The sequence below is a fragment of the Sphingomonas sp. MJ1 (PH-R8) genome (genome assembly GCF_048058635.1).
Lineage (GTDB): Bacteria > Pseudomonadota > Alphaproteobacteria > Sphingomonadales > Sphingomonadaceae > Sphingomonas.
The window spans coordinates 230,472-251,888 of record NZ_JBBEFX010000002.1; the positions used below are offsets into that span (position 1 = coordinate 230,472).

14 protein-coding genes are annotated in these 21,417 nt (G+C 69.5%); 3 read left to right on the forward strand and 11 right to left on the reverse strand.

Annotation, left to right across the window (positions count from 1 at the left end):
• Positions 1 to 56: 56 nt before the first annotated feature.
• The 10 genes from treY to VPH46_RS02765 form a co-directional block, all read right to left on the reverse strand.
• Positions 57 to 2,516 carry a malto-oligosyltrehalose synthase gene (gene treY / locus VPH46_RS02720; RefSeq protein WP_416608682.1) on the reverse strand — a complete coding sequence of 820 codons (2,460 nt, stop codon included), beginning with the start codon at positions 2,514 to 2,516 and terminating at the stop codon, positions 57 to 59.
• Positions 2,513 to 4,516, reverse strand: coding sequence for a 4-alpha-glucanotransferase (gene malQ / locus VPH46_RS02725; protein WP_416608684.1), 2,004 nt, complete (start codon positions 4,514 to 4,516; stop codon positions 2,513 to 2,515). Before malQ ends, treY begins: the two co-directional genes overlap by 4 nt.
• Positions 4,513 to 6,225, reverse strand: coding sequence for a malto-oligosyltrehalose trehalohydrolase (gene treZ / locus VPH46_RS02730; RefSeq protein WP_416608686.1), 1,713 nt, complete (start codon positions 6,223 to 6,225; stop codon positions 4,513 to 4,515). Before treZ ends, malQ begins: the two co-directional genes overlap by 4 nt.
• Positions 6,222 to 8,372, reverse strand: coding sequence for a glycogen debranching protein GlgX (glgX, locus tag VPH46_RS02735; protein WP_416608688.1), 2,151 nt, complete (start codon positions 8,370 to 8,372; stop codon positions 6,222 to 6,224). The genes treZ and glgX overlap by 4 nt, the downstream gene beginning before the upstream one ends.
• The gene (glgB, locus tag VPH46_RS02740; RefSeq protein ID WP_416608689.1) at positions 8,369 to 10,555 is read right to left on the reverse strand and encodes a 1,4-alpha-glucan branching protein GlgB; all 2,187 of its coding nucleotides are present in this window, start codon (positions 10,553 to 10,555) and stop codon (positions 8,369 to 8,371) included. Before glgB ends, glgX begins: the two co-directional genes overlap by 4 nt.
• Positions 10,552 to 13,788 (reverse strand): maltose alpha-D-glucosyltransferase, encoded by a 3,237-nt coding sequence (treS, locus tag VPH46_RS02745; protein ID WP_416608691.1) that lies wholly within the window; start codon positions 13,786 to 13,788, stop codon positions 10,552 to 10,554. The genes glgB and treS overlap by 4 nt, the downstream gene beginning before the upstream one ends.
• Positions 13,785 to 16,886: a maltotransferase domain-containing protein gene (locus VPH46_RS02750; protein ID WP_416608693.1), complete on the reverse strand. Its 3,102-nt coding sequence runs from the start codon at positions 16,884 to 16,886 to the stop codon at positions 13,785 to 13,787. The genes treS and VPH46_RS02750 overlap by 4 nt, the downstream gene beginning before the upstream one ends.
• Positions 16,887 to 17,032: 146 nt before the next feature.
• Entirely contained in the window at positions 17,033 to 17,368 is a 336-nt protein-coding gene (locus VPH46_RS02755) for a DUF2934 domain-containing protein (protein WP_416608695.1), read from the reverse strand.
• Between the two features lie 65 nt (positions 17,369 to 17,433).
• The gene (locus VPH46_RS02760; protein ID WP_416608697.1) at positions 17,434 to 18,291 is read right to left on the reverse strand and encodes an SDR family oxidoreductase; all 858 of its coding nucleotides are present in this window, start codon (positions 18,289 to 18,291) and stop codon (positions 17,434 to 17,436) included.
• A 75-nt stretch (positions 18,292 to 18,366) separates the two neighbouring features.
• Positions 18,367 to 18,699 carry a DUF6496 domain-containing protein gene (locus tag VPH46_RS02765; protein WP_239435052.1) on the reverse strand — a complete coding sequence of 111 codons (333 nt, stop codon included), beginning with the start codon at positions 18,697 to 18,699 and terminating at the stop codon, positions 18,367 to 18,369.
• Between the two features lie 76 nt (positions 18,700 to 18,775).
• On the opposite strand from VPH46_RS02765, the gene VPH46_RS02770 reads away from it, so the two are divergent.
• A complete protein-coding gene (locus VPH46_RS02770; protein ID WP_416608699.1) occupies positions 18,776 to 19,177 on the forward strand; it encodes a hypothetical protein in 402 nt (133 codons plus the stop codon).
• A gap of 1 nt (position 19,178) precedes the next feature.
• On the opposite strand, the gene VPH46_RS02775 is transcribed toward VPH46_RS02770, so the two are convergent.
• Positions 19,179 to 19,535, reverse strand: coding sequence for a hypothetical protein (locus VPH46_RS02775; protein ID WP_125959147.1), 357 nt, complete (start codon positions 19,533 to 19,535; stop codon positions 19,179 to 19,181).
• Between the two features lie 139 nt (positions 19,536 to 19,674).
• Between VPH46_RS02775 and glpX the strand changes: the two genes are divergently transcribed.
• Positions 19,675 to 20,640, forward strand: coding sequence for a class II fructose-bisphosphatase (gene glpX / locus VPH46_RS02780; RefSeq protein ID WP_416608702.1), 966 nt, complete (start codon positions 19,675 to 19,677; stop codon positions 20,638 to 20,640).
• Positions 20,637 to 21,383 (forward strand): CPBP family intramembrane glutamic endopeptidase, encoded by a 747-nt coding sequence (locus VPH46_RS02785; protein WP_416608704.1) that lies wholly within the window; start codon positions 20,637 to 20,639, stop codon positions 21,381 to 21,383. The genes glpX and VPH46_RS02785 overlap by 4 nt, the downstream gene beginning before the upstream one ends.
• Positions 21,384 to 21,417 lie beyond the last annotated feature (34 nt).

Sequence of the window (21,417 nt, forward strand, 5' to 3'; positions counted from 1 at the left end):
GTGCGCCGTATCAAAGGGCAGGGAAGGAGCTTGTACCGCGCGGTCTCCCGCTGTCATTACGGAATGATAAGGATCGCCGTCGGTTCGTCGCAGAGCAGGGCGCCGACGCGCGTTTCGACGCCCTCCGGAAGCCCGTCCAGGACGGTATCGGCCCACCAGTCGCGAGTGGGTGTCGGCGTTTCGGTGCCGGCGGTGGCCTCTGCCGTCCGCAGCGCCACGACCACGAGCAGCCTCTCTTCGCCCGCCGTCCTCGTGAAGGCGAGGACATGGTCGGCGCGGGGACCCCGAACGTCGACCGGCCGATAGTCGCCGCTGGCGAACAGCGCCGGGTGCTGGCGCCGCAATCCCAGGAGCCGTGCGATCAGCGCAAGCTTCTCCGCACCCTGCCGCGTGGGATCGGCGAGCAGCTGCGCGCGCAGCTCATAGTCCACGGGACGGCGGTTATCGGGATCTACCAGGCTATAGTCGGGCAGTTCGGTGCCCTGATAGCAGTCGGGTACGCCCGGGACTGTATAGCGCAGCGCTACCTGCGCCAGCGAGTTCGCGCGCGCCGGAGCCGCGGTCCGGGCGAGGAATGCCTGAAGGTCGGCGAGGAAGTCGCCCGACTTGCCCGGATCGAGCAGCGCCCGGACCAGCCCTTCGGCCGCGCCCTCATAGGCCTCGTTGGGAGCCTCCCACGAGGATCGCAGCTTGGCCTCCCGAAGCGCCTTCTGCTGCCAGGCGACGACGCGGTCGGCAAAGGCGATCAGGCCGTCGGCGTCGTCGATCGCCAAGCCGTCCGGCCAGGCGCCGAACAGGGTCTGGAAGAGCATGTAGACGTCACCCGGATCCACGCCATCCGCAAAGGGAGCGGCCAGGGCGTGCCAGCGCAGCACCGTCTCCCGCCAGGTGTCGGGCAGCTCGCTCAGCACCGCGAGGCGGGCGCGCATGTCCTCGCCGCGCTTGTGGTCGTGGGTGGCGGTCGCGAGCATGCCGCGCGGGAACCGCTCGGCCCGGCCGACGGCATCGGCGTGGAACTCGGCGATGCTGGCGGAAAAGCGGGTTGCGTCGAAGCCGACGTCGTTGCGCGAGAGCAGCCGGCCGTAGCGGTAGAAGGCGGTGTCCTCCACCGCCTTGGCCGCGATCGGCGCGGAGAGCTGCTGAAAGCGGCGCACCGCCTCCGCTGCGAGTTCGGTGTCGCCCGGGCCTGTGCCGGCGAGCCATTCCAGCACGCGGTCGACCACCGCCTCCTCGCCGGGCGGCACGTGGGCGGCGACCCGGCTGCGCGCGATCTCGCGGATCTCGGCGTCGCCCTCGGGCGCGGCGTCTCCGGTCCCGTAGGTGCGGTAGACGGGGAACACCCAGAGCAGGCGCTCGATCGCGCGGCGCAGCATGCCGCGGGTGAGTCCCTCGGTCTCGGGCGTGGAGGCGGCCAGCGCGGTGAACGCCTGGACGCACCGCGTCAGCTGGCCTTCGAATGCCCAGGCGAGCATGTGGCGCCGTGCCTCGAGCTCCTCGGCCTCGAAGTCTGCCGGGCGGCCGCTGATTTCCTCCCACAGCCGGTCGAGCGGGGCCTCGCCCTCCGGCGCGTGGAGGAGGGCAGCCACTTCCTCCATAAAGTCATAGCCGCTGGTGCCGTCGACACCCCAGTCGTCCGACAGGGGCTCGCCCGCGCCCAGGATCTTCTCGATCACCAGATAGGCGGGTCCCGGCGGGGCATCCGTCGGCCGGGGCGTGGCATCCAGGCGCGCACGCAGGGTGCGGCAATAGCCGGCGGGATCGGTCAGCCCATCGACATGGTCCACCCGGACGCCATCGATCAGCCCCTCGGCATAGAGGCGCAAGGGGAGGGCGTGGACGGCCTCGAACACCTCGGGGTCTTCGATACGCAGCCCGGCGAGTTCGCTCACCGTGAAGAAGCGCCGCCAGTTGAGCGCGTCGTTGGCGGTACGCCACGAGGCCAGCCGGTAATGCTGGCGCTCCAGCAACGCGCGGATCTCCTGCGGATCAGTCGTCGCGCTACCCGCCTGGTCTTCGCCGCGCAGCGGGAAGCGGTGCTCGCCATAGGCGGAGAGGAAGCGCTTCCCGTCCTCCACCTCGATCGTGAGCGCGCCCTGATCGAGCGCTTCCGACAGGGGCGTGCCGAGCACCGGCAGCAGCACCGGCTCGCGCCAGTCGATGTCGAAGAAGCGGGCATAGGCGCTGCCCTGCCCGTGGGCGAGCACGTCCATCCACCAGCCATTCTCGCTGCCGGCGACGCCCATGTGGTTGGGCACGATGTCGATGATGACGCCCATGTCGCGCGCGCGCAGCGCCTTTACGAGCTTCCGAAACGCCTCCTCGCCGCCCAGTTCGGGATTGATCCGGGTCGGGTCCACCACGTCATAGCCGTGGGTCGAGCCCGAGCGCGCCGTGGTGATCGGCGAGGCGTAGACGTGGCTCACCCCCAGCCGGTCGAGATAGGGGACCAGTGCCTCGGCATCGGCAAAGGTAAAGTCGCGGTGGAACTGGAAGCGGTAGGTGGCGCGCGGAGTCATCCGTTCCTCATGGCGTTGATGCGGGCGACGCGCCGGGCGACGTCGGGCCGGTCGAGCAGCTCGGGGGTGGGCGCCGGCATGCGCCGCCGCCAATTGGGGTGTTCGTCGATCGTGCCGGGCAGGTTCGGCTGTTCCTCGGCACCGATCAGGTCCTCGATCGGCAGGATCGCGAGTTCGCACGGCGTACTGGCGACGAAGGCAAGGGCGGCGTCCACCGCGGGCGCCGAATCGTCGGCCGACAGCTCGGGCGCATCGGCGACGCCCGCGTCGGTGAACGCCTGCCACAGCAGCGTGCGTTCCTCGGCGCGGGTGGCGCGCTCGTCGGCTTCGACGGCCTCGGGCCGGGTGCGGCCGAGCTGCCAGTTCCAGTCGATGTCGCGCTCGACCCACCAACCGGCGACGGTCGCCAGGTCATGGGTGCCGGTCATTGCCGCGGCCTCCTGCGACCAGCGGTCTGCAGGGATGAACCCGTCCTCGTCGCGCTCGAACGGAAGCACGCGCATGCCCAGCATGCCGCGCTCGTCCATCTTCGGCCGGAAGCCTTCGGGGACCGTGCCCAGGTCCTCGCCGATCACCACCGCGCGGGCGCGGTGCGATTCGATCGCGAGCACGCGCAGCATGTCGTCGAGCGGCATCGTCAGATAGGCGCCGTCGCGCGGCGAGGCGCCCTCGGGCACCACCCACAGCCGGCGGAGGCCCAGCGCATGATCGATGCGGATGCCGCCGGCATGGTCGAGCGCCGCGCGCAGTGTCGCGATGTACGGCTCGAACCCGGTCCGATGGAGCGCGCGCGGAGAAAAGCCGGTGATGCCCCAGCTCTGCCCTTCCGGCCCGAGCAGGTCGGGCGGCGCGCCGAGCGACAGGCCGGTGAGCAGGTCGTCGCGGCGGCTCCAGGCGTGGCTGCCGCCGCCGTCCATCCCCACGGCGAGATCGGCGATCAGCCCTAGCGCCATGCCGCCATCGGTCGCGGCGCGCTGGGCGGCGTCCAGGCTGCGCTTCGCCAGCCACTGGCAGAAGAGGTAGAAGTCGACCTCCTCCGCATGCTCGGCCGCAAAGCGCGCGACCGCATCGCCGGCAGGATCGTGGAAGACTGCCGGCCAACCCTGCCAGCCCGTCGCGCCGCTCTCCTGGAAGAAGTGCGCGTGGAGCGCGTCGAAGCGGGCGTGGCGCAGCAGTTCGTCCCCGCCCTTGGGCGCATAGTCGGCTACCTCGGCGCGCACCGCGTCGCTGCGGGCGGCAAAGGCGGCACGCAGCTGGCGCAGCCGGGCAGGGATCGCGGCGCTCCAGTCGATCAGCTCGGCGGAGGCAGGCTCCTCGACGGTCGCGCCAGCCAGCGCCGGATCGGCGTAGAGGATGTTGAGGAACAGCCGGCTCGACGGCGCATAGGGGCTGTAGCGGCTGGCATCCGCGGGAAACAGCGCATGGACGGGGCTGATCGCCAACGCGTCGGCACCCTTGCCCGCAAAGGCGCGCGCGGCCTCGGCCAGCGTGCCGAAGTCGCCAAAGGCACGGCGCGGATCGCGCAGGCCCGCGATCTGCACCGCGGTTCCCCACAGGCGCTTGCTGCCGGCCGCATCGGCCACGCCGAAGCAGCGGCGCGGGGCGATCGCCAGACGGATCGTGCGGTCGCCCTGCACCAGCTGATAGTAGCCGGGCACGTCGATCGCCGGCAGGCTTAGGCCGGAGCGGTCCTTTGTGAGGGTGACGGAACGCCGATCGCCGGCCTCCGTCACGAGCTCAACGGCCCCTTCGCGCAGGCAACCAGCGGGCAGCGCCACCGGCTTGCCCACATCTGCCGAAACGAAGCTGCACGATGCCGCCTGGTCCTCGGCAAGGTGCTTGCGGCTTTCGGTGATCTCGGCAGAGCTGTTCGCGGGCAGCCCGAGCGCGTCGAGCACGGCCGCCAGCGCTGCGTCGGACACGCGCTGCGGGTCGCCGGCGGCGTCCTCCCAGTCGATCAGCAGCCCCGCTTCGGTTGCGAGGCTGTGGAGCGGGCTCATGCCTCCACCCAGACGGCGACGCTTGCGGGCGCGCCGGGTTCGCCCTGCGCGAACAGCGGCTGTGCGAACTCGGGGAAGGAAACCGGCGTGTCGCCCAGGTTGAGCGCGATGGTCAGCGTCGCACCGTGGCCCATTCGCCAACGCGCGACCACCGCCGCTTCGCCGATCGCCTCGGCGCCCAGGCTCTTGGTGCCCTTCAGTCGCGGCACGATGTGAGTGTGGCGGAGTCCCAGCAGTTCGCCGTAGAGCGCGCGCCACGCGGCGGCCTCCGGTCCGGGCTCCGGACGCGACTGGTCGAAGGTGCTGCGGGCGTTGGGATCGGGGATGCGCTCGCGCGCTTCCGGATCGGCAAAGGCCTCGAACTTCGCGAATTCCTTGCGCCGGCCCTCGCGCACCGCATCGGCGAGCTCGTCGTGGAAGTCGGTGAAGAACAGGAACGGCGCCCGGCTGCCCTCGCTGTCACCCATGAACAGCAGCGGGATCTGCGGGCCCAGCAGCAGCAGCGCGGTCGCGGCGCGCAGCTTGTCGGCGTCGGCAAGCTGCGTCAGCCGCTCGCCCATCGCGCGGTTGCCGACCTGGTCATGGTTCTGAAGGAACGACACGAAGGCAGTCGGCGGCAGGTGACCGCTCTTGCTGCCGCGCGGCTTGCCGTCGTGGTTGGGCGAACCCTCACCCTGGTAGATGAAGCCTTCCGCCAGGCAGCGCGCCAGCCGCTCGGCCGGTTTCTCCGCGAAATCCTGGTAATAGGCGCTGCTTTCGCCCGTCAGCAGGACGTGCAGCACATTGTGGAAGTCGTCGTTCCACTGCGCATCGAAGCGACCGGCGCCGAGACGCTCGGCGTCGTTCTCTTCATTCTCCAGCACGAGGTGGACGTGGCGATCGGAGCCGACCGCCGCGCGCAGCTCGGCCGCCATGGCGTCCAGGAAGCCGGGGTTGCCGATCGCGTGGACCGCGTCGAAGCGAAGGCCGTCGACGCGATACTCCTCCAGCCACATGCGCGCATTGTCGACAAAGAAGCGGTGCACCGGCTCGGCATCCACCGCTACCGCGCCGCCCCAGGGGGTGTGCACGTCAGTATGGAAGAAGCCGCCCGCATAGGCTCCGAGATAATTCCCGTCCGGCCCGAAGTGGTTGTAGACCACGTCCAGGAACACCATCAGCCCGAGCGCATGGGCGCGATCGACCAGCGCCTTCAGCTCCTCAGGGGATCCATAGGCCTCGGCCGGGGCATAGGGGAGCACCCCGTCATAGCCCCAGTTGCGGGTGCCGCCGAATGCGTTGACCGGCATCAACTCGATCGCGGTGACGCCCAGGTCGGCGAGCGCCGGAAGTCGTTCGGCTACACCTGCGAAGCCGCCGAGGATGCCCGCATGGACTTCCTCGATGACGGCCTCTTCCCACGGGCGGCCGACCCAGTCGGAAGTGGTCCAGTGATAGGCGTCGGGGTCGACCACCACGCTCCAGCCGTGCACGCCGCCCGCCTGCGCACGCGCGGCGGGATCGGGCACCGCCAGGTCCGCGTCGAGGCGGAAGCGATAGCGGGCACCGGCACCGACCGGCGCCTCGGCCGAGAACCAGCCGTCCTCGTCGCGGGTCATGGCGACGGCCTGACCTCCGTCGATTTCCAGCGTCACCTCCGGCCGGTCGGGTGCCCAGAGGCGGAACCGGGTCCGGTCGGCGGCGACCGGCGTCGCGCCCCAGCTGCTCACGCGGTCTGCTCCTCCGGTGCGGCTTCCGTTTCGGCCGGTGCTTCCGGCTCGGCGATGTCGGCGACCCAGTGGATCAGCGCCGCGCTCTGCGGGCCGAGCTCATATTCGTTGCCGATCTCGAACGCGTCCTCGTCCGGCCGGGCGCTGTCCACGAGCACCGTGCGCGGCACGTCGGGAGCGGGCAGGGTGAAGGTGATCGCATCGCCGGACGCATTCAGCAACAGCGTCATCCCCTCGATCCGGCCGTCCTCCAGCTGGCGCGCACGGCGCATGACCAGGGCACGGCCTTCCGGATTGTTCCAGTCGTCCGAGCTCAGCGGCTGGCCCTGCTCGTCCCACCATTCCAGGTCGTTGATGTCGGTGCCAGGCAGCTTCTCCGCATGGAGGAAGCTCGGCGCTCGCAGCAGTTCGTGCTGATGGCGCAGGGCGATCAGCCGCGACGTGAACGCAAGCAGCGCCTGCCCCTCCGGCGTGTCGCGCTTGCTCCAGTCCACCCAGCCGATCTCATTGTCCTGGCAATAGGCGTTGTTGTTGCCCCCCTGGCTGCGCCCGAACTCGTCGCCGGAAAGCAGCAGCGGCGTGCCGAGCGAGGTGAACAGGGTCGTGAGCATCGAGCGCATGACCCGCTGGCGCGCATCGTTGATCGCCGGATCGTCGGTCGGACCTTCCACGCCCCAGTTGCGCGAGTAGTTCTCGCTGTGGCCGTCGCGATTGTCCTCGCCATTCGCTTCGTTGTGGCGCTGCTCGTAAGCGACCGTGTCGGCGAGCGTGAAGCCGTCGTGCACCGCCAGCGCGTTGACACTCGCCCACGGGCGCCGCGCGCGACGGTCGAACAGGTCGCTCGATCCGGAGATGCGCGCTGCCAGTTCGCCGCGCATTGAAGGATCGCCGCGCCAGTATTTGCGCACGCCGTCGCGATACTTGTCGTTCCACTCGGCAAAGCTGGGTGGGAAGTTGCCGAGCTGGTAGCCGCCGGGGCCGATGTCCCAGGGCTCCGTCGACAGCTTCAGCCGGCCCAGGATCGGATCCTGGCGGATCACGTCGAAGAAGGCGGCGCCGGGGTTGAAGCCATGTTCCTCGCGGCCGAGCGTCAGGCCGAGATCGAAGCGGAAGCCGTCGATCCCGAACGAGGTCGCCCAGTAGCGCAGCGAATCCGCCACCATCTGGATGACGCGCGCCTTTTCCAGGTTGAGCGTGTTGCCCGTTCCGGTGTCGTTGATCGTGTAGCGCGGATTGTCCTGGACGTGACGATAATAGGTCGCGTTGTCGAGCCCGCGCCACGAGAGCGTCGGGCCGCGCTCCGATCCTTCGCAGGTGTGGTTGTAGACCACGTCCATGATCACCTCGAGCCCGGCGGCATGGAGGCGACGGACCGCCAGGCGCAGCTCGTTGTGGCTGTTGCCGGCGAAATAGCTCTGCTCAGGCGCGAAATAGCTGAGGGTGTTGTAGCCCCAATAGTTGCGCAGGCCCTTTTCCTGCAGGAACCGGTCCTGCACGAACGCATGGATCGGCATCAGCTCGACGGCGGTGACGCCCAGCCGCTTGAGGTGGTCGATCACCCGCGGGTGGCTGAGCGCCGCAAAGGTGCCGCGTTCCTGGGGCGCGACCTCTTCGAACAGCTTGGTCAGTCCCTTGGCATGCGCCTCGTAGATCACCGTGTCCGACCAGGGGGTGTTCGGACGGATGTCGCCGGACCAGTCGAAATGCGTGTCGACCACGACGCCCTTGGGCATGGCGGGCGCGCTGTCGCGCCGGTCGAAGCTCAGGTCTTCGCGCCGCGAGCGGACCTGATAGCCGTGGAGCGCGTCGGTCCAGCGGACCTCGCCGTGCAGCTGCTTGGCATAGGGGTCCAGCAGCAGCTTGTTGGGGTTGAACCGGTGGCCTTCCTCGGGCGCATAGCGGCCGTAGGCGCGGTAGCCGTAGAGGAGGCCAGGACGCGCTTCGGGCAGATAGCCGTGCCAGACCTCGTCGGTCCACTCGGTCAGCTCATAGCGCTTGATCTCGCGCCGGCCGGTCGGCTCGAAGACGCACAGCTCGATCTTCTCCGCGTTGGCGGAGAAGACGGCGAAGTTGACGCCCAGACCGTCAAACGTGGCGCCGAGCGGATAGGGCGAACCGGCTTCGAGCCGGTCGGGTAGGCTGTTCAACGAGGACCCCCTTCGAATCGTAGCACCACCGCTGCGAGCGGGGGCAACACGACGTCCGCACTGGCCGGCTGGCCGTGCAGGGGCGTCGCGGAGGCGGTAACCATTCCACCGTTGCCGATGTTCCCGCCGCCGTAAATTTCTGCATCACTATTAAGCACTTCGCGCCACTGGCCGGCGCGCGGGAGGCCGATCCGGTAGCCATGGCGCGGCTCGGGCGTCATGTTGAGCAGCACCACGCAGGGCGCGGCCCGCCCGTCGCCGTAGCGGGCATAGACAAAGACGCTGTTCTCCGCGTCGTCGCCCACGATCCAGTCGAACCCGGACGGGTCGGCGTCGCGGGCATGGAGCGCGGGCTCGGCCGCGTAGAGCGTGTTGAGGTCGCGTATGAGACGCTGGATGGCGGCATGCTCGGGCCGGTCGAGCAGGTCCCAGCGCACCTGTGCGTCGTGGTTCCACTCGGTGTCCTGCGCAAGCTCGCCGCCCATGAACAACAGCTTCTTGCCCGGATGCGTCCACATGAAGCCGAAGTACGCCCGCAGGTTCGCCAACTGGCGCCAGCGGTCGCCCGGCATCTTGCCCAGCAGCGATCCCTTGCCGTGCACCACCTCGTCATGGCTGAGCGGCAGCACGAACTTTTCGGAGAATGCGTACACCAGGCCGAAGGTCAGCTCGCCATGGTGCCAGCGCCGATACATCGGGTCGCGCTCCACGTACTGGAGCGTGTCGTGCATCCAGCCCATGTTCCACTTGTAGGTGAAGCCCAGGCCCCCCTGGTGGACGGGGGCGGTGACGCCCGGCCAGGCGGTGGACTCCTCGGCCAGCGTGATCGCGCCGGGGCAGCGTTCCGCGACCAGGGTGTTCATGCGCTTGAGGAACTCGACCGACTCCAGATTCTCGCGCCCGCCGTGGATGTTGGGCACCCATTCCCCGGCATTGCGGCTGTAGTCGCGGTAGAGCATCGAGGCGACCGCATCGACGCGCAGGCCGTCGATGTGGAACGTCTCCAGCCACCACAGCGCCGAGGCGAGCAGGAACCCCGCCACCTCGCGCCGGCCGAGATTGTAGATCAGCGTGTTCCAGTCCTGGTGGAACCCCTCGCGCGGATCGGCATGCTCATAGAGGTGCGTCCCGTCGAACTGGGCGAGGCCGTGCGCATCGGTCGGAAAATGCGCGGGCACCCAGTCCAGGATGACGCCGATGCCGGCGCGGTGGCAGGCGTCCACGAAGCCCGCGAACTCTTCCGGGGAGCCGAAGCGCGCGGAGGGCGCGAACTGCGACAGCGGCTGATAGCCCCAGGAGCCGCCGAACGGATGCTCCATGATCGGCAGCAGCTCGACATGGGTGAAGCCCATGTCCGCGACATAGGGAATCAGCCGCTCGGTCAGCCCCTGCCAATCGAGCGTGCCAAGCGCGTCGCCGTCGGGCCGCAGCCAGGAGCCGGCATGCACTTCGTAGATCGACAGCGGCGCGTTTGGAGCCTGTCGGGCCGCGCGCTCCGCCATCCAGTCGGCATCGTGCCAGCGATACTCCGGTGCCGGCGCGACGATCGAGCCAGTGGCCGGCGGCGCTTCCGTCTGGCGGGCGAGCGGATCGGCCTTTTGCACCGCGCGCCCGTCGGCGCCGAGGATCTCGTACTTATAGTGCGCGCCCGGGCCGATGCCGGGGATGAACAGCTCCCACACGCCGGCGCCATGATGGCGGCGCATCGGGTTGCGGCGGCCGTCCCAGCCGTTGAAGTCGCCGATGACCGACACGCGGCGCGCGTTCGGGGCCCAAACGACGAAGCTGACGCCCTCCACGCCCGCGACGGTGCGCGGCTGCGCGCCGAAGACACGCGCCAGATCCCAGTGGCGGCCCTCGTTGAACAGGTGAAGGTCGAGGTCGCCGAGCACCGGGCCGAAGCTATAGGTGTCCTCGACCTCCTGTACCCAGCCGCCCGGCCAGCGGATGGCCAGGCGATAAGGCACGTCCTCGGCAAGCGTGCCCGTCCACAGGCCGCTGTCGCAGCGGAGTTCGCCGAGGGAGCGGCCGTCGTCACGCGCGACCAGCGCGACCGCGTCCGCGCCCGGCTGGTAGCTGCGAACCACCCGCCGGCCGTCCTCCTGGTGGACGCCCAGCAGCGCGAACGGGTCGTCCAGCGTTCCAGTGCGCAGCGCGCCTGCGAGTGCGCCTGTATCGGTCATGCGAAATCCTCGTTGAGCAGGCGGGCCGCGGCCCGGGCGAGGCCCAGCGCCGGCACGGCGATCCAGTCGGGCCGGTTGGCCGCCTCGTAGGCGACCTCATAGGCCGCCTTTTCGAGCAGGAAGAGGTCGAGCAGCGGGTCGCCGGCACCGGAATGGGGAAGCACGCCGCTCTCCGCCGCCGCTTCGCCATAGCCCGCCAGGAACGCCTCGATCGCGGAGCTGCCGAAGCGCGCATAGCGGCGCGTGGCGCGCGCCTCCTCGCGTTCGGCGCTGAACGGCAGGTTGCGCTCCGCCACCGCCGCCGCATAGTCGAACGAGCGGAGCACACCGGCGACATCGCGCAGGGCCAGGTCCTTGGCACGACGCTCGGCAAGCGGCTTGGCGGGCTCGCCCTCGAAGTCGATCAGCATCACATCGCTGCCGGTCACCAGCACCTGGCCCAGGTGCAGGTCGCCATGGATGCGCGTGCGGGCGCGTCCTTCGGCGCTGCGGGCGACGGCGCCCACGCGCTCCATCAGCGCGGCACGCTGCTTCGCCAGGCGGGCGAGCGCCGCATCGGCCTCCTCGCTGCCGAGCGACACGCCCTCCAGCATCAGCAGCGCGCGGTCGAGCTGCCCGGCCACTCGGCCGCCCAGTCGGTCGGCCTCCGCCGCGCTCATCGGCTCGGGCGCAAAAGCGTCGTCATCGCTGTCCTTCGCGAGCACGGCATGCATTTCGGCAAGCCGTCGTCCGAAGTTGGTGGCGAAGTTGCGGTAGTTGGAGAAGCTCGCATCCTCGTCGGTGGCGAGGCGCTCCAGCACGCCCAGCGTCCATTGCCAGCCGTCGCCCTGGTTGTAGACGAACGCCTGCGCCAGCATCACCAGCGTCTCGCGATCGTCCTCCACCCGGGTCACGGTGCCGAGCATCGGCGGCACGTTGGCAAAGCCGTGGCCGGAGAGATAGCGCACCATCTCCACGTCCGGATGGATGCCAGGTGCCACCTTGCGCAGCAGCTTCAGCACGGCCCGCTGTCCCAGCACCAGCGTGCTGTTCGACTGTTCGGCCGCCAGCCATTCGGGCGCGGCGTCCGGCTCCAGGTCGAAGCCGTCGAACGCGATGAAGCGCAGCTCGCCGCCGTCTGCGAGCGAGACCACCGTGTTGTCGTGGAGCGCCTGCACCACCGAGCGGCCGAAGCCTTCCAGTGCGAAGCCGTCGGTCAACAAGCCGACCGTGCGGCCGCGACGCACCCGCGCCAGCGCGAGGTTCGACGCGAACGGCCCGGTGTTCTCGCCCTCCCAGGCGATGCCGAGCGGCAGCATGTAGGTGGCGGTGCCGCTGTCGGTTGAGACCTCGATCTCGCCGAGCAGCAGGTCCTCAGCCGCCGGCATCGGCGTCGAACGGACCAGATGGACCGACGCGATCGTCTCGTCCTTCGCCCCGAACCAGCGGCGCTGGGTCAGATAGGTCGGCAGCAGGTCCTTCTCGAGTACGCCGCGGTTGGCGCCCAGCGCAATGTCGGCCAGCTCCGGCCGCAGCACGAAGGTGTAGCGCTCGATCTCGCTCGCCGGCGCACCGCTTGCCCAGCTCGGCCCGCTCTCGTCGGAGGCGAGGCGGAACCACAGAAAGCCATAGGGCGGCAGCGTCAGCAGATAGGGAAGCTGGCCGATCTTGGGGAAGGGCGTGCTGCCGAGCAGTTCGACGGGCGTGCGGCCTTCGAACTCGTGCAGGTCGAGCTCCACCGCCTGCGCCGTGCGGCCGAGGTTCGCGACGCACAGGATGGTGTCGTCCTCATGCTCGCGCAGGTACGCCAGGATCTTGCGGTTGGCGGGACGCAGGAAGCGCTGGGTACCGCGCCCGAACGCCTGATATTCGCGGCGCACGGCCAGCATGCGCTTGATCCAGTTGAGCAGCGAATGGCGGTCGCGCTCCTGCGCCTCCACGTTCACCGCCTGGTATCCGTAGAGCGGGTCCATGATCGCCGGCAGCGCAAGCGCGGGCGGGTCTGCGCGCGAGAAGCCGCCGTTGCGGTCCGGCGACCATTGCATGGGCGTTCGCACGCCGTCGCGGTCGCCCAGATGGATGTTGTCGCCCATGCCGATCTCGTCGCCGTAATAAAGCACGGGCGTGCCCGGCATGGTCAGCAGCAGCGCGTTCATCAGCTCGACCCGGCGCCGGTCGCGCTCCATCAGCGGCGCGAGGCGGCGGCGGATGCCGAGGTTGATGCGTGCGCGCCGGTCGGCGGCATAGGTGTTCCACAGGTAATCGCGCTCGGCATCGGTCACCATTTCGAGCGTCAGCTCGTCATGATTGCGCAGAAAGATCGCCCATTGGCAGTTTTCCGGGATCTCCGGCGTCTGGCGCATGATGTCGGTGATCGGGAAGCGATCCTCCTGCGCCACCGCCATGTACATGCGCGGCATCAGCGGGAAGTGGAACGCCATGTGGCATTCGTCGCCATCCTCGCCGAAATACTGCTGCGTGTCCTCCGGCCACATGTTCGCTTCGGCCAGCAGCATCCGGTCGGGATAGTGCGCGTCGAGATCGGCGCGGATCTTCTTCAGGACGTCGTGAGTCTCGGGCAGATTCTCGTTCGAGGTGCCGTCGCGCTCGATCAGGTACGGGATTGCGTCGAGCCGCAGCCCGTCCACGCCCAGGTCGAGCCAGAAGTGCATCACCGACAGCACTTCCTTCAGCACCTCGGGATTGTCGAAGTTCAGGTCGGGCTGGTGGCTGTAGAAGCGGTGCCAGAAATATTGCCCGGCGACCTCGTCCCAGGTCCAGTTCGACTTTTCCGTATCGAGGAAGATGATCCGGGTGCCCGAATAGATCTTGTCGTCGTCCGACCACACGTACCAGTCGCGCTCGGGCGATCCCTTGGGCGCATGGCGCGCGCGCTGGAACCAGGGGTGCTGGTCCGAGGTGTGGTTGATCACCAGCTCGGTGATGACGCGCATGCCGCGCTCGTGCGCCGCGGCGATGAAGTCGCGCGCGTCGTCCATCGTGCCGTAATCGGGGCTGACGTCGCGATATTCGGCGATGTCATAGCCGTCGTCGCGCCGGGGCGACGGATAGAAGGGCAGCAGCCACAGCGTGTTGACGCCCAGGTCCGCCAGATAGTCGAGCTTCGACATCAGCCCCTTGAAGTCGCCGATGCCGTCATTGTTGGCATCGAAGAACGACTTCACGTGCAACTGATAGATGACCGCGTCCTTGTACCACAGCGGATCCTGGTCGTGGGCGGCTGCGGCGGTCATGCGAAGTCTCCGGGGGCGATGCGCCAGATGCGATAGGGCTGGTCGGGGTCGAGGCGGATGTGCTGGTGCTTGCCGTGCCAGCGGAAGCGGTGGCCGGCGGCGAGGTCCTCCACCGCGACGCTGCCGTCGTCCGGAATGCCGAACTCCCACAGCGGGATCTCGAACGCGGCGTCCTGTCCGTGGTGCGGGTCCAGGCTCACCATCACCAGCAGCATCTCGCTGCCGTCCGGCGCAGGCTTGGCGTAGAAGATCACCCGGTCGTTGTGCGCGGGCAGGAAGCGGGTGTTGAGGTGCGTCTGCAACGCCGGATGCGCACGGCGCAGGCGGTTCAGCAGCGTGATGTCGCCGATGATGTTGTCTGGCGCCTGCCAGTTGCGCGGCTTGACGATGTACTTTTCGGAATCGAGATACTCTTCCTTGCCCGGCACCGGTGCCGCCTCGCACAGCTCGAAGCCGGAATAGACGCCGAACAGCCCCGACAGCGTCGCCGCCAGCACCGCGCGGATGCGGAAGCCCGGCCGGCCCGAGGTCTGGAGGAACACCGGGTTGATGTCCGGCGTGTTGACGAAGAAGTGCGGCCGGTAGAACTCCTTGGGCGCGGTCGTCGTCAGCTCGGTGACATAGTCGATCAGCCCCTGCTTGTCGTCGCGCCAGGTGAAATAGGTATAGCTCTGCGAGAAGCCGATCTTGCCGAGCCGGTACATCATCGACGGGCGCGTGAACGCCTCCGCCAGGAAGATGACGTCCGGATGCTCGGCCCGCACCTCACCGATCATCCATTCCCAGAAGGGCAGCGGCTTGGTGTGCGGATTGTCGACGCGGAAGGTCTTCACGCCGCGCTCGACCCACAGGAGGATCACGTCGCGCAGCGCCGTCCACAGCCCCGGCACCGCGTCGGGCCCGTAGAAGTCGACGTTGACGATGTCCTGATACTTTTTGGGCGGGTTCTCGGCGTATTTCATCGACCCGTCGGGCCGCCAGGCGAACCAGCCGGGATGCTCGGTGAGCCACGGATGGTCGGGCGAAGCCTGGATCGCGAAGTCGAGCGCGATCTCCAGCCCGTGCGCGCGCGCCGCCTCCACCAGCCGGGCGAAATCCTCAGGCGTGCCCAGCTGCGGGTGAATCGCGTCGTGGCCGCCCTCAACGCTGCCGATCGCATAGGGGCTGCCGGGATCGTCCGGCCCCGCCGTCAGCGTGTTGTTCGGGCCCTTGCGATGCGTGCGCCCGATCGGGTGGATCGGCGGAAAATAGAGCGTGTCGAACCCCATGTCGCGCACCGCCGGCAACCGCGCGATCACGTCGTCGAAGGTGCCGTGGCGGCTGGCATCCTGGGTCTGCGAGCGCGGGAACAGCTCGTACCAGCTGGAGAAGCGCGCGGTCAGTCGTTCGGCATCGACGATCTGCGGCTCCGAACGCAGCCGGTGCGGACGGTCGTCGGCCGCATCCATCAGCGCGGCAAGTTCGGGCGAGAGCAGCAGCGAGGCGCTGTCCGCGCCGTCGCCGGCCGCTTCCAGTCGGGCGTGCCAGTCCGACAGCGTGGACCGTGCCTCGCCCTGCGACCGTGCCATCGCCTCGGCCACCAGTGCCCGGCCCTCAGCATGGTCGACCGGCTGGGCGACGCCGGCGTCGAGCTTCTTCGTGAAGTCGCGCCGGAAGCCGCCGAAGCGGTCCAGCCAGCCCTCGACCGCATATTCGTAGCGGCCGAGCCGTTCGAGGGCGAAGCTGCCGCGCCACAGGTCGTTCGGCAGCTGCGTCATGCGCGCGACGCGCCACTTCGCCTCGTCCACCGCGCGCCAGTGCAGCTCGACCGCGAGTTGCTCGTGCCCATCGGTGAACACCGTCGCCTCGACCGGCACTTCCTCGCCGACCACCCGCTTGACCGGGAAGGCGCCGCCGTCGACGCGCGGGTGGAGGTCCTCGACCACCAGCCGTGGGGAGGCGGCAGCGGCGCTGGCCGCCTCGGGCGCCACCGCGATGCGGATCGGCGACGCACGCCGCGCGGCGACCAGTCGCACTTCGCCTCCGGCAAGCTGCGTGCCGACCTCACCCTCCGCGCCGAGGACGGAGAAGCCCTCGAACGCGGAGCCCATATATTCGCGCACCAGTGCCGGGGAGGGCAGCGACTGCGGCGTGTCGCTGCGATTCACGAATATCAGCAGCGCTTCGGACGCCTCGCGCACGTCGCTCGCATCCGCGCGCAGCAGCACGCCGACAGGGGCCTGCGGCCCGGTCAGCGCCCGCATCTCGCCATTGAAGCGTTCGGCGGCCTGCGCGACTTCCAGTGCATGGCGCACGGCCTGCGCCAGATCGGGGCTGCCTGCGAATAGGTCGGCCGGCACGATGATGCCGTTGGCGCTTGCGGCCGCCATCGCGAGCGTCCGTGCGAGGGCCGATGGCGCGTCCGCATCTCCGCTGGTCGGCGCCGAGACCTCCGCCAGGAGCGGCGCCTGGCCTCGCAGTTCCTCATACTCCTCCACCAGCCACGGTGCACGAAGGTCCCACCACGCATAGGAAGAGGTGATCGCGGTGAGCCCTGCCGACGCGAGCGCGCGTACCTGCGGCCGCGATAGGTCCGGAGCTCCGCTGATGAAGCGCGCGTCGGGATGCCGTTCGCGTACGGCCGAGATCAGCCCGATCAGCGTTTCCGGCGGGATGCGATCCGCCCCAAGCAGCCGGAAGCCCGCAACCCCCGCATCGAGGAGGGCGGAGAGCCGCTCCACCAGCACCGGACGCAGCAGCGCCGCGGCCTCGGGCGTACGCAGCCGCGCGCGCGCCTCGCCGGTCGCCTGTGCAGGCTGGCGGGGATCCACGGGGCCGCCGCCAGCGCTGGCGCGCCGGATCGCAAATGCTTCCGGGTGGCTGGCGAGCAGCGGGTGATCGATCGGCGCGCGGTCGAGGGGCAGCGCGACCAGCAGGGCGAGCCCCGCCTCTGCGCAGGCTCCCGGGAGTGCGGGCGGCACCAGCTCCGCTTCCCCGAGCACCGGCGCCTCGGCGCGCCACAGCACGCCGTCGAAACCGGCGGCAGCGGCATCGGTCAGCATGCGCTCAGGAAGAGGAAAGGCGGTGATCGAGAGGAGGCGGGAGACGAACTGCGGCAAAAGTGACCTCCATCACGGGAACCTGCACTCAACATCGGCGGGGGCGCATCGTTCCGCCCCCGCCGCAAGGATTTGCGGCAGGCCGGCGGGCGATCCCGTCGAGGGGTTTTGCGCGCGTGCCGCTTCCCGGGCGGCACGCCTGGCGATCAGGCTTTGGCGCTGCCCGATTTGCGCTTGGCGGGGGTGCTTGCCGCCTTCTTCGGGGCGGCCGCTCGCTTCGCCTTGGGCGCCTCCGCGACGGCTGCGACGCCTTCACCCGCCGTCGCGGCCTGGGCGGCCGGCGTCGTCTTGGGCGCGGTGCTCCGCGACGCGCGCGCCTTCTTTGGTGCCGGCGTCACTTCGCTATCCGTCGAGGCCGCGGCCTGAGCGTCGATCTCGCGGCAGGCGGCGTCCCAGTGGCGCGCATGCTCGCCTTCGGGCTGACCTTCCTCCAGCCACATCGCATGGGCGCGCTCGCGGATACGGTGCTCTCGATCGTTCAACTTCACTCTCCCAGGTCCGGCATGTGCCGGAATTGTTGCCGCAGTCGTTGCGCTTGCGAAAGGGGTTACAGGATCGGCTTGCCGCCCGTCACCGCCACCGTCGCACCGGACACGTAGCTGGCTTCGTCGCTGGCGAGCATCACGTAGACGGGTGCAAGCTCCGCGGGCTGGCCGGCGCGGCCCATCGGCACGTCCTTGCCGAAGTTCTCGACCTGCTCCGGCGGCATCGTGGACGGAATCAGCGGCGTCCAGATCGGGCCGGGGGCGACGCAGTTCGCCCGGATGCCCTTTTCCGCCAGGAGCTGCGAGAGCCCGCCGGTGAAGTTCTGGATCGCACCCTTGGTGGTGGCGTAGGCGAGCAGCGTCGGCTTGGGCGTGTCGGCGTTGACCGAGGTGGTGTTGATGATCGCCGAACCCGGCTGCATGTGCGGCACGGCGGCCTTGGTCAGATAGAACATCGCGTGGATGTTGGTGCGGAAGGTCTTGTCCCACTCCTCGTCCGGGATGTCGGTGATCGCATCGAACGTCATCTGGTGAGCGGCGTTGTTGACCAGGATGTCGAGCCCGCCGAAGGCTTCCACGGCCTTGTCCACGATCGCGCGGCAGTGCGCCGCGTCGCCGATATCGCCCGGCACCAGCACGGCCTTGCGTCCGGCTTCCTCCACCAGGCGTGCCGTTTCGCGCGCATCTTCGTCTTCGTTGAGGTAGGAGATCAGCACGTCGGCCCCTTCGCGGGCGAAGGCGATCGCCACCGCGCGGCCGATGCCGCTGTCGCCGCCGGTGATGATCGCGCGGCGCCCCGCCAGGCGCCCGGAGCCGCGGTAGCTATGCTCGCCATGGTCCGGCCGCGGGTTCATTGCTGCCGTGGTGCCGGGGGGCGATTGCTGCTGTTCGGGCTGCGGTGGCATTGGGCGATCGGTCATGTGTGGCTCCTTCGCTCCGCGAACGGCCGAGGGGGAGGCGGGTTCCGGGGTCGTGCGTGCGGCGCAGGAGAATGCTCAGCCGACGGCTTTCTCCAGCTGCGCCTTGCTCATCTTGGAACGACCGGGGACGTCCTGCTTCTTCGCCTTTTCGTACAGCTCTGCCTTGGTGGGGCCATCTCGACCGCCATTCCCGCCGCTGCTGCGCTCGCGCCGCTTGGTCTGGGCGAGGCGGCGCTTGTTCTCGGAAGGGCTCTGCTGGTTGGACGCGCCCGCCTCGCTCAGGGCGATCGCAACCGCCTGCTTGCGGCTCTTCACCTTGCGTCCCGAGCCGGACTCCAGCTCGCCTTCCTTGAACTCGTGCAGGACCCGTTCCATCGTGTCCTTCTGGGCCTTGCTCTGTTTGGCCATGGTGCTCTCCTCGGGCGCATGGAACGCGCGGACCTGCGGCGCGCTCAATTGGTCGAACAACGCACGGAGGCGAGAAATGGCACAGCCGGAGCGGGGCACTGGCGGCGGAACGGTCGTCGGATGGAAGCTGGACGCGAGCGAACGCGCAGCACTGCTGGCGCGGTTCCCGCCGCGCTGGCCGGACACGGTCGCGGACCATGTCACCTTACGTTCCGGAACCGGCCCAGGGACGCCCCTGCCGACCGAAGAGGCGGGCGAGGTGGTCGGCTGGGCCGACGACGGAGAAGGGCTGCAGGCGCTGGTCGTCGCGATCGGCGGCAGCACCGCCCGGAGCGACGGCAGCACCTATCACATTACCTGGTCGCTGGATCGTGACGCCGGACGCAAGCCGGTGGAGAGCAACCGCCTGTTGGCAGAACGCGGCTGGCAGCGGTTGGGCGCGCCGATCCCCATCCGGCTGCGGCCCGCCCGCTTCTAACTCAGGGTGCGATCGGCCGCGGCTTCGACACGCCGACGCCTCGGCTGTTCGCGGTCGCCGTCGCGCCGATCATGCCGCACCCTTCGTAGGAGGCGGCTAGCCCGCAGGCGAGATGCGGCATCTTCACCAGCCGCTCGCGTTCCCCGATCGCGTCGATGATGCGCGGGTCCCCCGGCGTCGGTTCCAGGATCGGCACGCGGTACTCGTCGGCGTCGCGCAGGGCGCACACGACGATTTCGCCCGATTCCGCATCTGCCTCGCACCGGTACTCGGCCCGTGTCGCTTCCCGATATTGCGCCATTGCGGCGTCCACGTTCGCCTGTTGCGCCATCACCACCAGCAGCAGATCGAACGGCATCGGCACCTCCCGGGGGCACGCGCGAATCGGAACCGCCCGAGTGTGCAGGATCCGACGCGAAACGCCAGCGCCTTCGCTCGACAAGCGGGCGCGCCTTCCCTATCGCCGGCCCATCATCATACGGAGCAGAAGCACAGCCATGCAGACCGCCAGCCAGGTTCTTGATCGCGTCCTCGTGCTGGAGATGGTCCGTGTGACCGAAGCCGCCGCCATCGCCGCCTCCACCCTGGTGGGACGTGGCGACGAGAAGGCGGCGGATGCCGCCGCGGTCGAGGCGATGCGCGAAGCGCTCAACGGCCTCGACATGGACGGCACCGTCGTGATCGGCGAGGGCGAGCGCGACGAGGCGCCGATGCTGTTCATCGGGGAAAAGGTCGGCACCGGCCGGGGTCCTGCGATCGACATCGCGCTCGATCCGCTGGAAGGCACCACCATCTGCGCCAAGGCTGGGCCGAACAGCCTGGCGGTGCTGGCGATCGCCGAGGAGGGTGGGCTGCTGAACGCGCCCGACGTCTACATGGACAAGATCGCCGTCGGCCCGGGCTATCCCGCCGGCGTCATCGACCTGGACAAGACGCCGACCGAGAACGTCGAGGCGATCGCCGCGGCCAAGGGCGTGCAGCCGCACGAGATCATCGCCTGCGTGCTCGACCGCCCGCGCCACGAGGCGCTGATCGCGGAGCTGCGCGCGATCGGCTGCGGCGTGGTGCTGATCGGCGACGGCGACGTGGCCGGCGTGATCGCGACCACCGATCCCGACACCACGATCGACGTCTACATGGGGACCGGCGGCGCACCGGAGGGCGTGCTCGCCTGTGCGGCGCTGCGTTGTGTCGGCGGCCAGTTCAAGGGCCGGCTGCTGTTCCGCAACGACGACGAGCGCGCGCGGGCCGCCAAGTGGGGCGTGACCGACCTCGACAAGCAGTATGACCTGACCGAGCTGGCGCGCGGCGACTGCATCTTCGCCGCGACGGGCGTCACGGACGGGTCGCTGCTCGCTGGCGTCAAGCGCATGCGCGGCAAGATGACCACCGAAAGCGTGGTGATGCGCGCCAGCTCCGGCACGGTGCGCTGGGTCAAGGGCGAGCACCGCATCGGCGCATGACCCTGGCGCTGCTCGCGCTGGCACTCGCGAGCTACGTCTGGTTCCTGAAGGGTGCGGCGCTGCTGCGGCGCTGGCGCGGCCCAGGGGCAGGCCGCTCCCGCGTGCAGCGGCTGCGACGCTGGACCGCACGGGCGTGGCTGCTGTTCGGCGCGGTTCCGCTCTTGGTGCTGGCGCTTCTCGGGCAGCTCGACACCCTGCAGCGGCTCCCGGACGCGTTCGTGCCGCTCGCCCTCGCCGTGCGTACCGCGTTGGTCGGGCAGGGCGTTCCGGCGGACACCGGTCTGCTCGCCGCGGCAGTGGCAGGCGCGCTTGCAGGCGGTGCCAGCGTCGGCCTGCTGATCGCCGCCTGGCGTCGCCGGCGGGGCCGCGGCGACCTCCACATCGGCCACGTCGGCGGGTTGCTGCCGCGTTCCCGCACCGAGCTACGCTGGGGCGCTGCGGTCGCGATCACGGCCGGGATCGTGGAGGAGCTCTTCTTCCGGCTGCTGCTGCCTCTGCTCGTCGCCCAGGTGAGCGGCAGCGCCCTTGCCGGCTTCGGTGTCGCGACGCTGCTGTTCGGGCTGGCGCATGGCTACCAACGGCTTGCCGGCATGGCCGCCACGACGCTGGTCGGCGGGCTGTTTGCCGCACTCTATCTCTACAGCGGCACCCTGTGGCTGGCGATGCTCGCCCATGTGCTGCTCGACCTCAACAGCCTGGTCCTGCGTCCGGCCTTTGCTGGTGCGTGGCGGAGGCGGCATTGACGGCTGGGTGTGTTGCTTGAATACTACGCCGGAA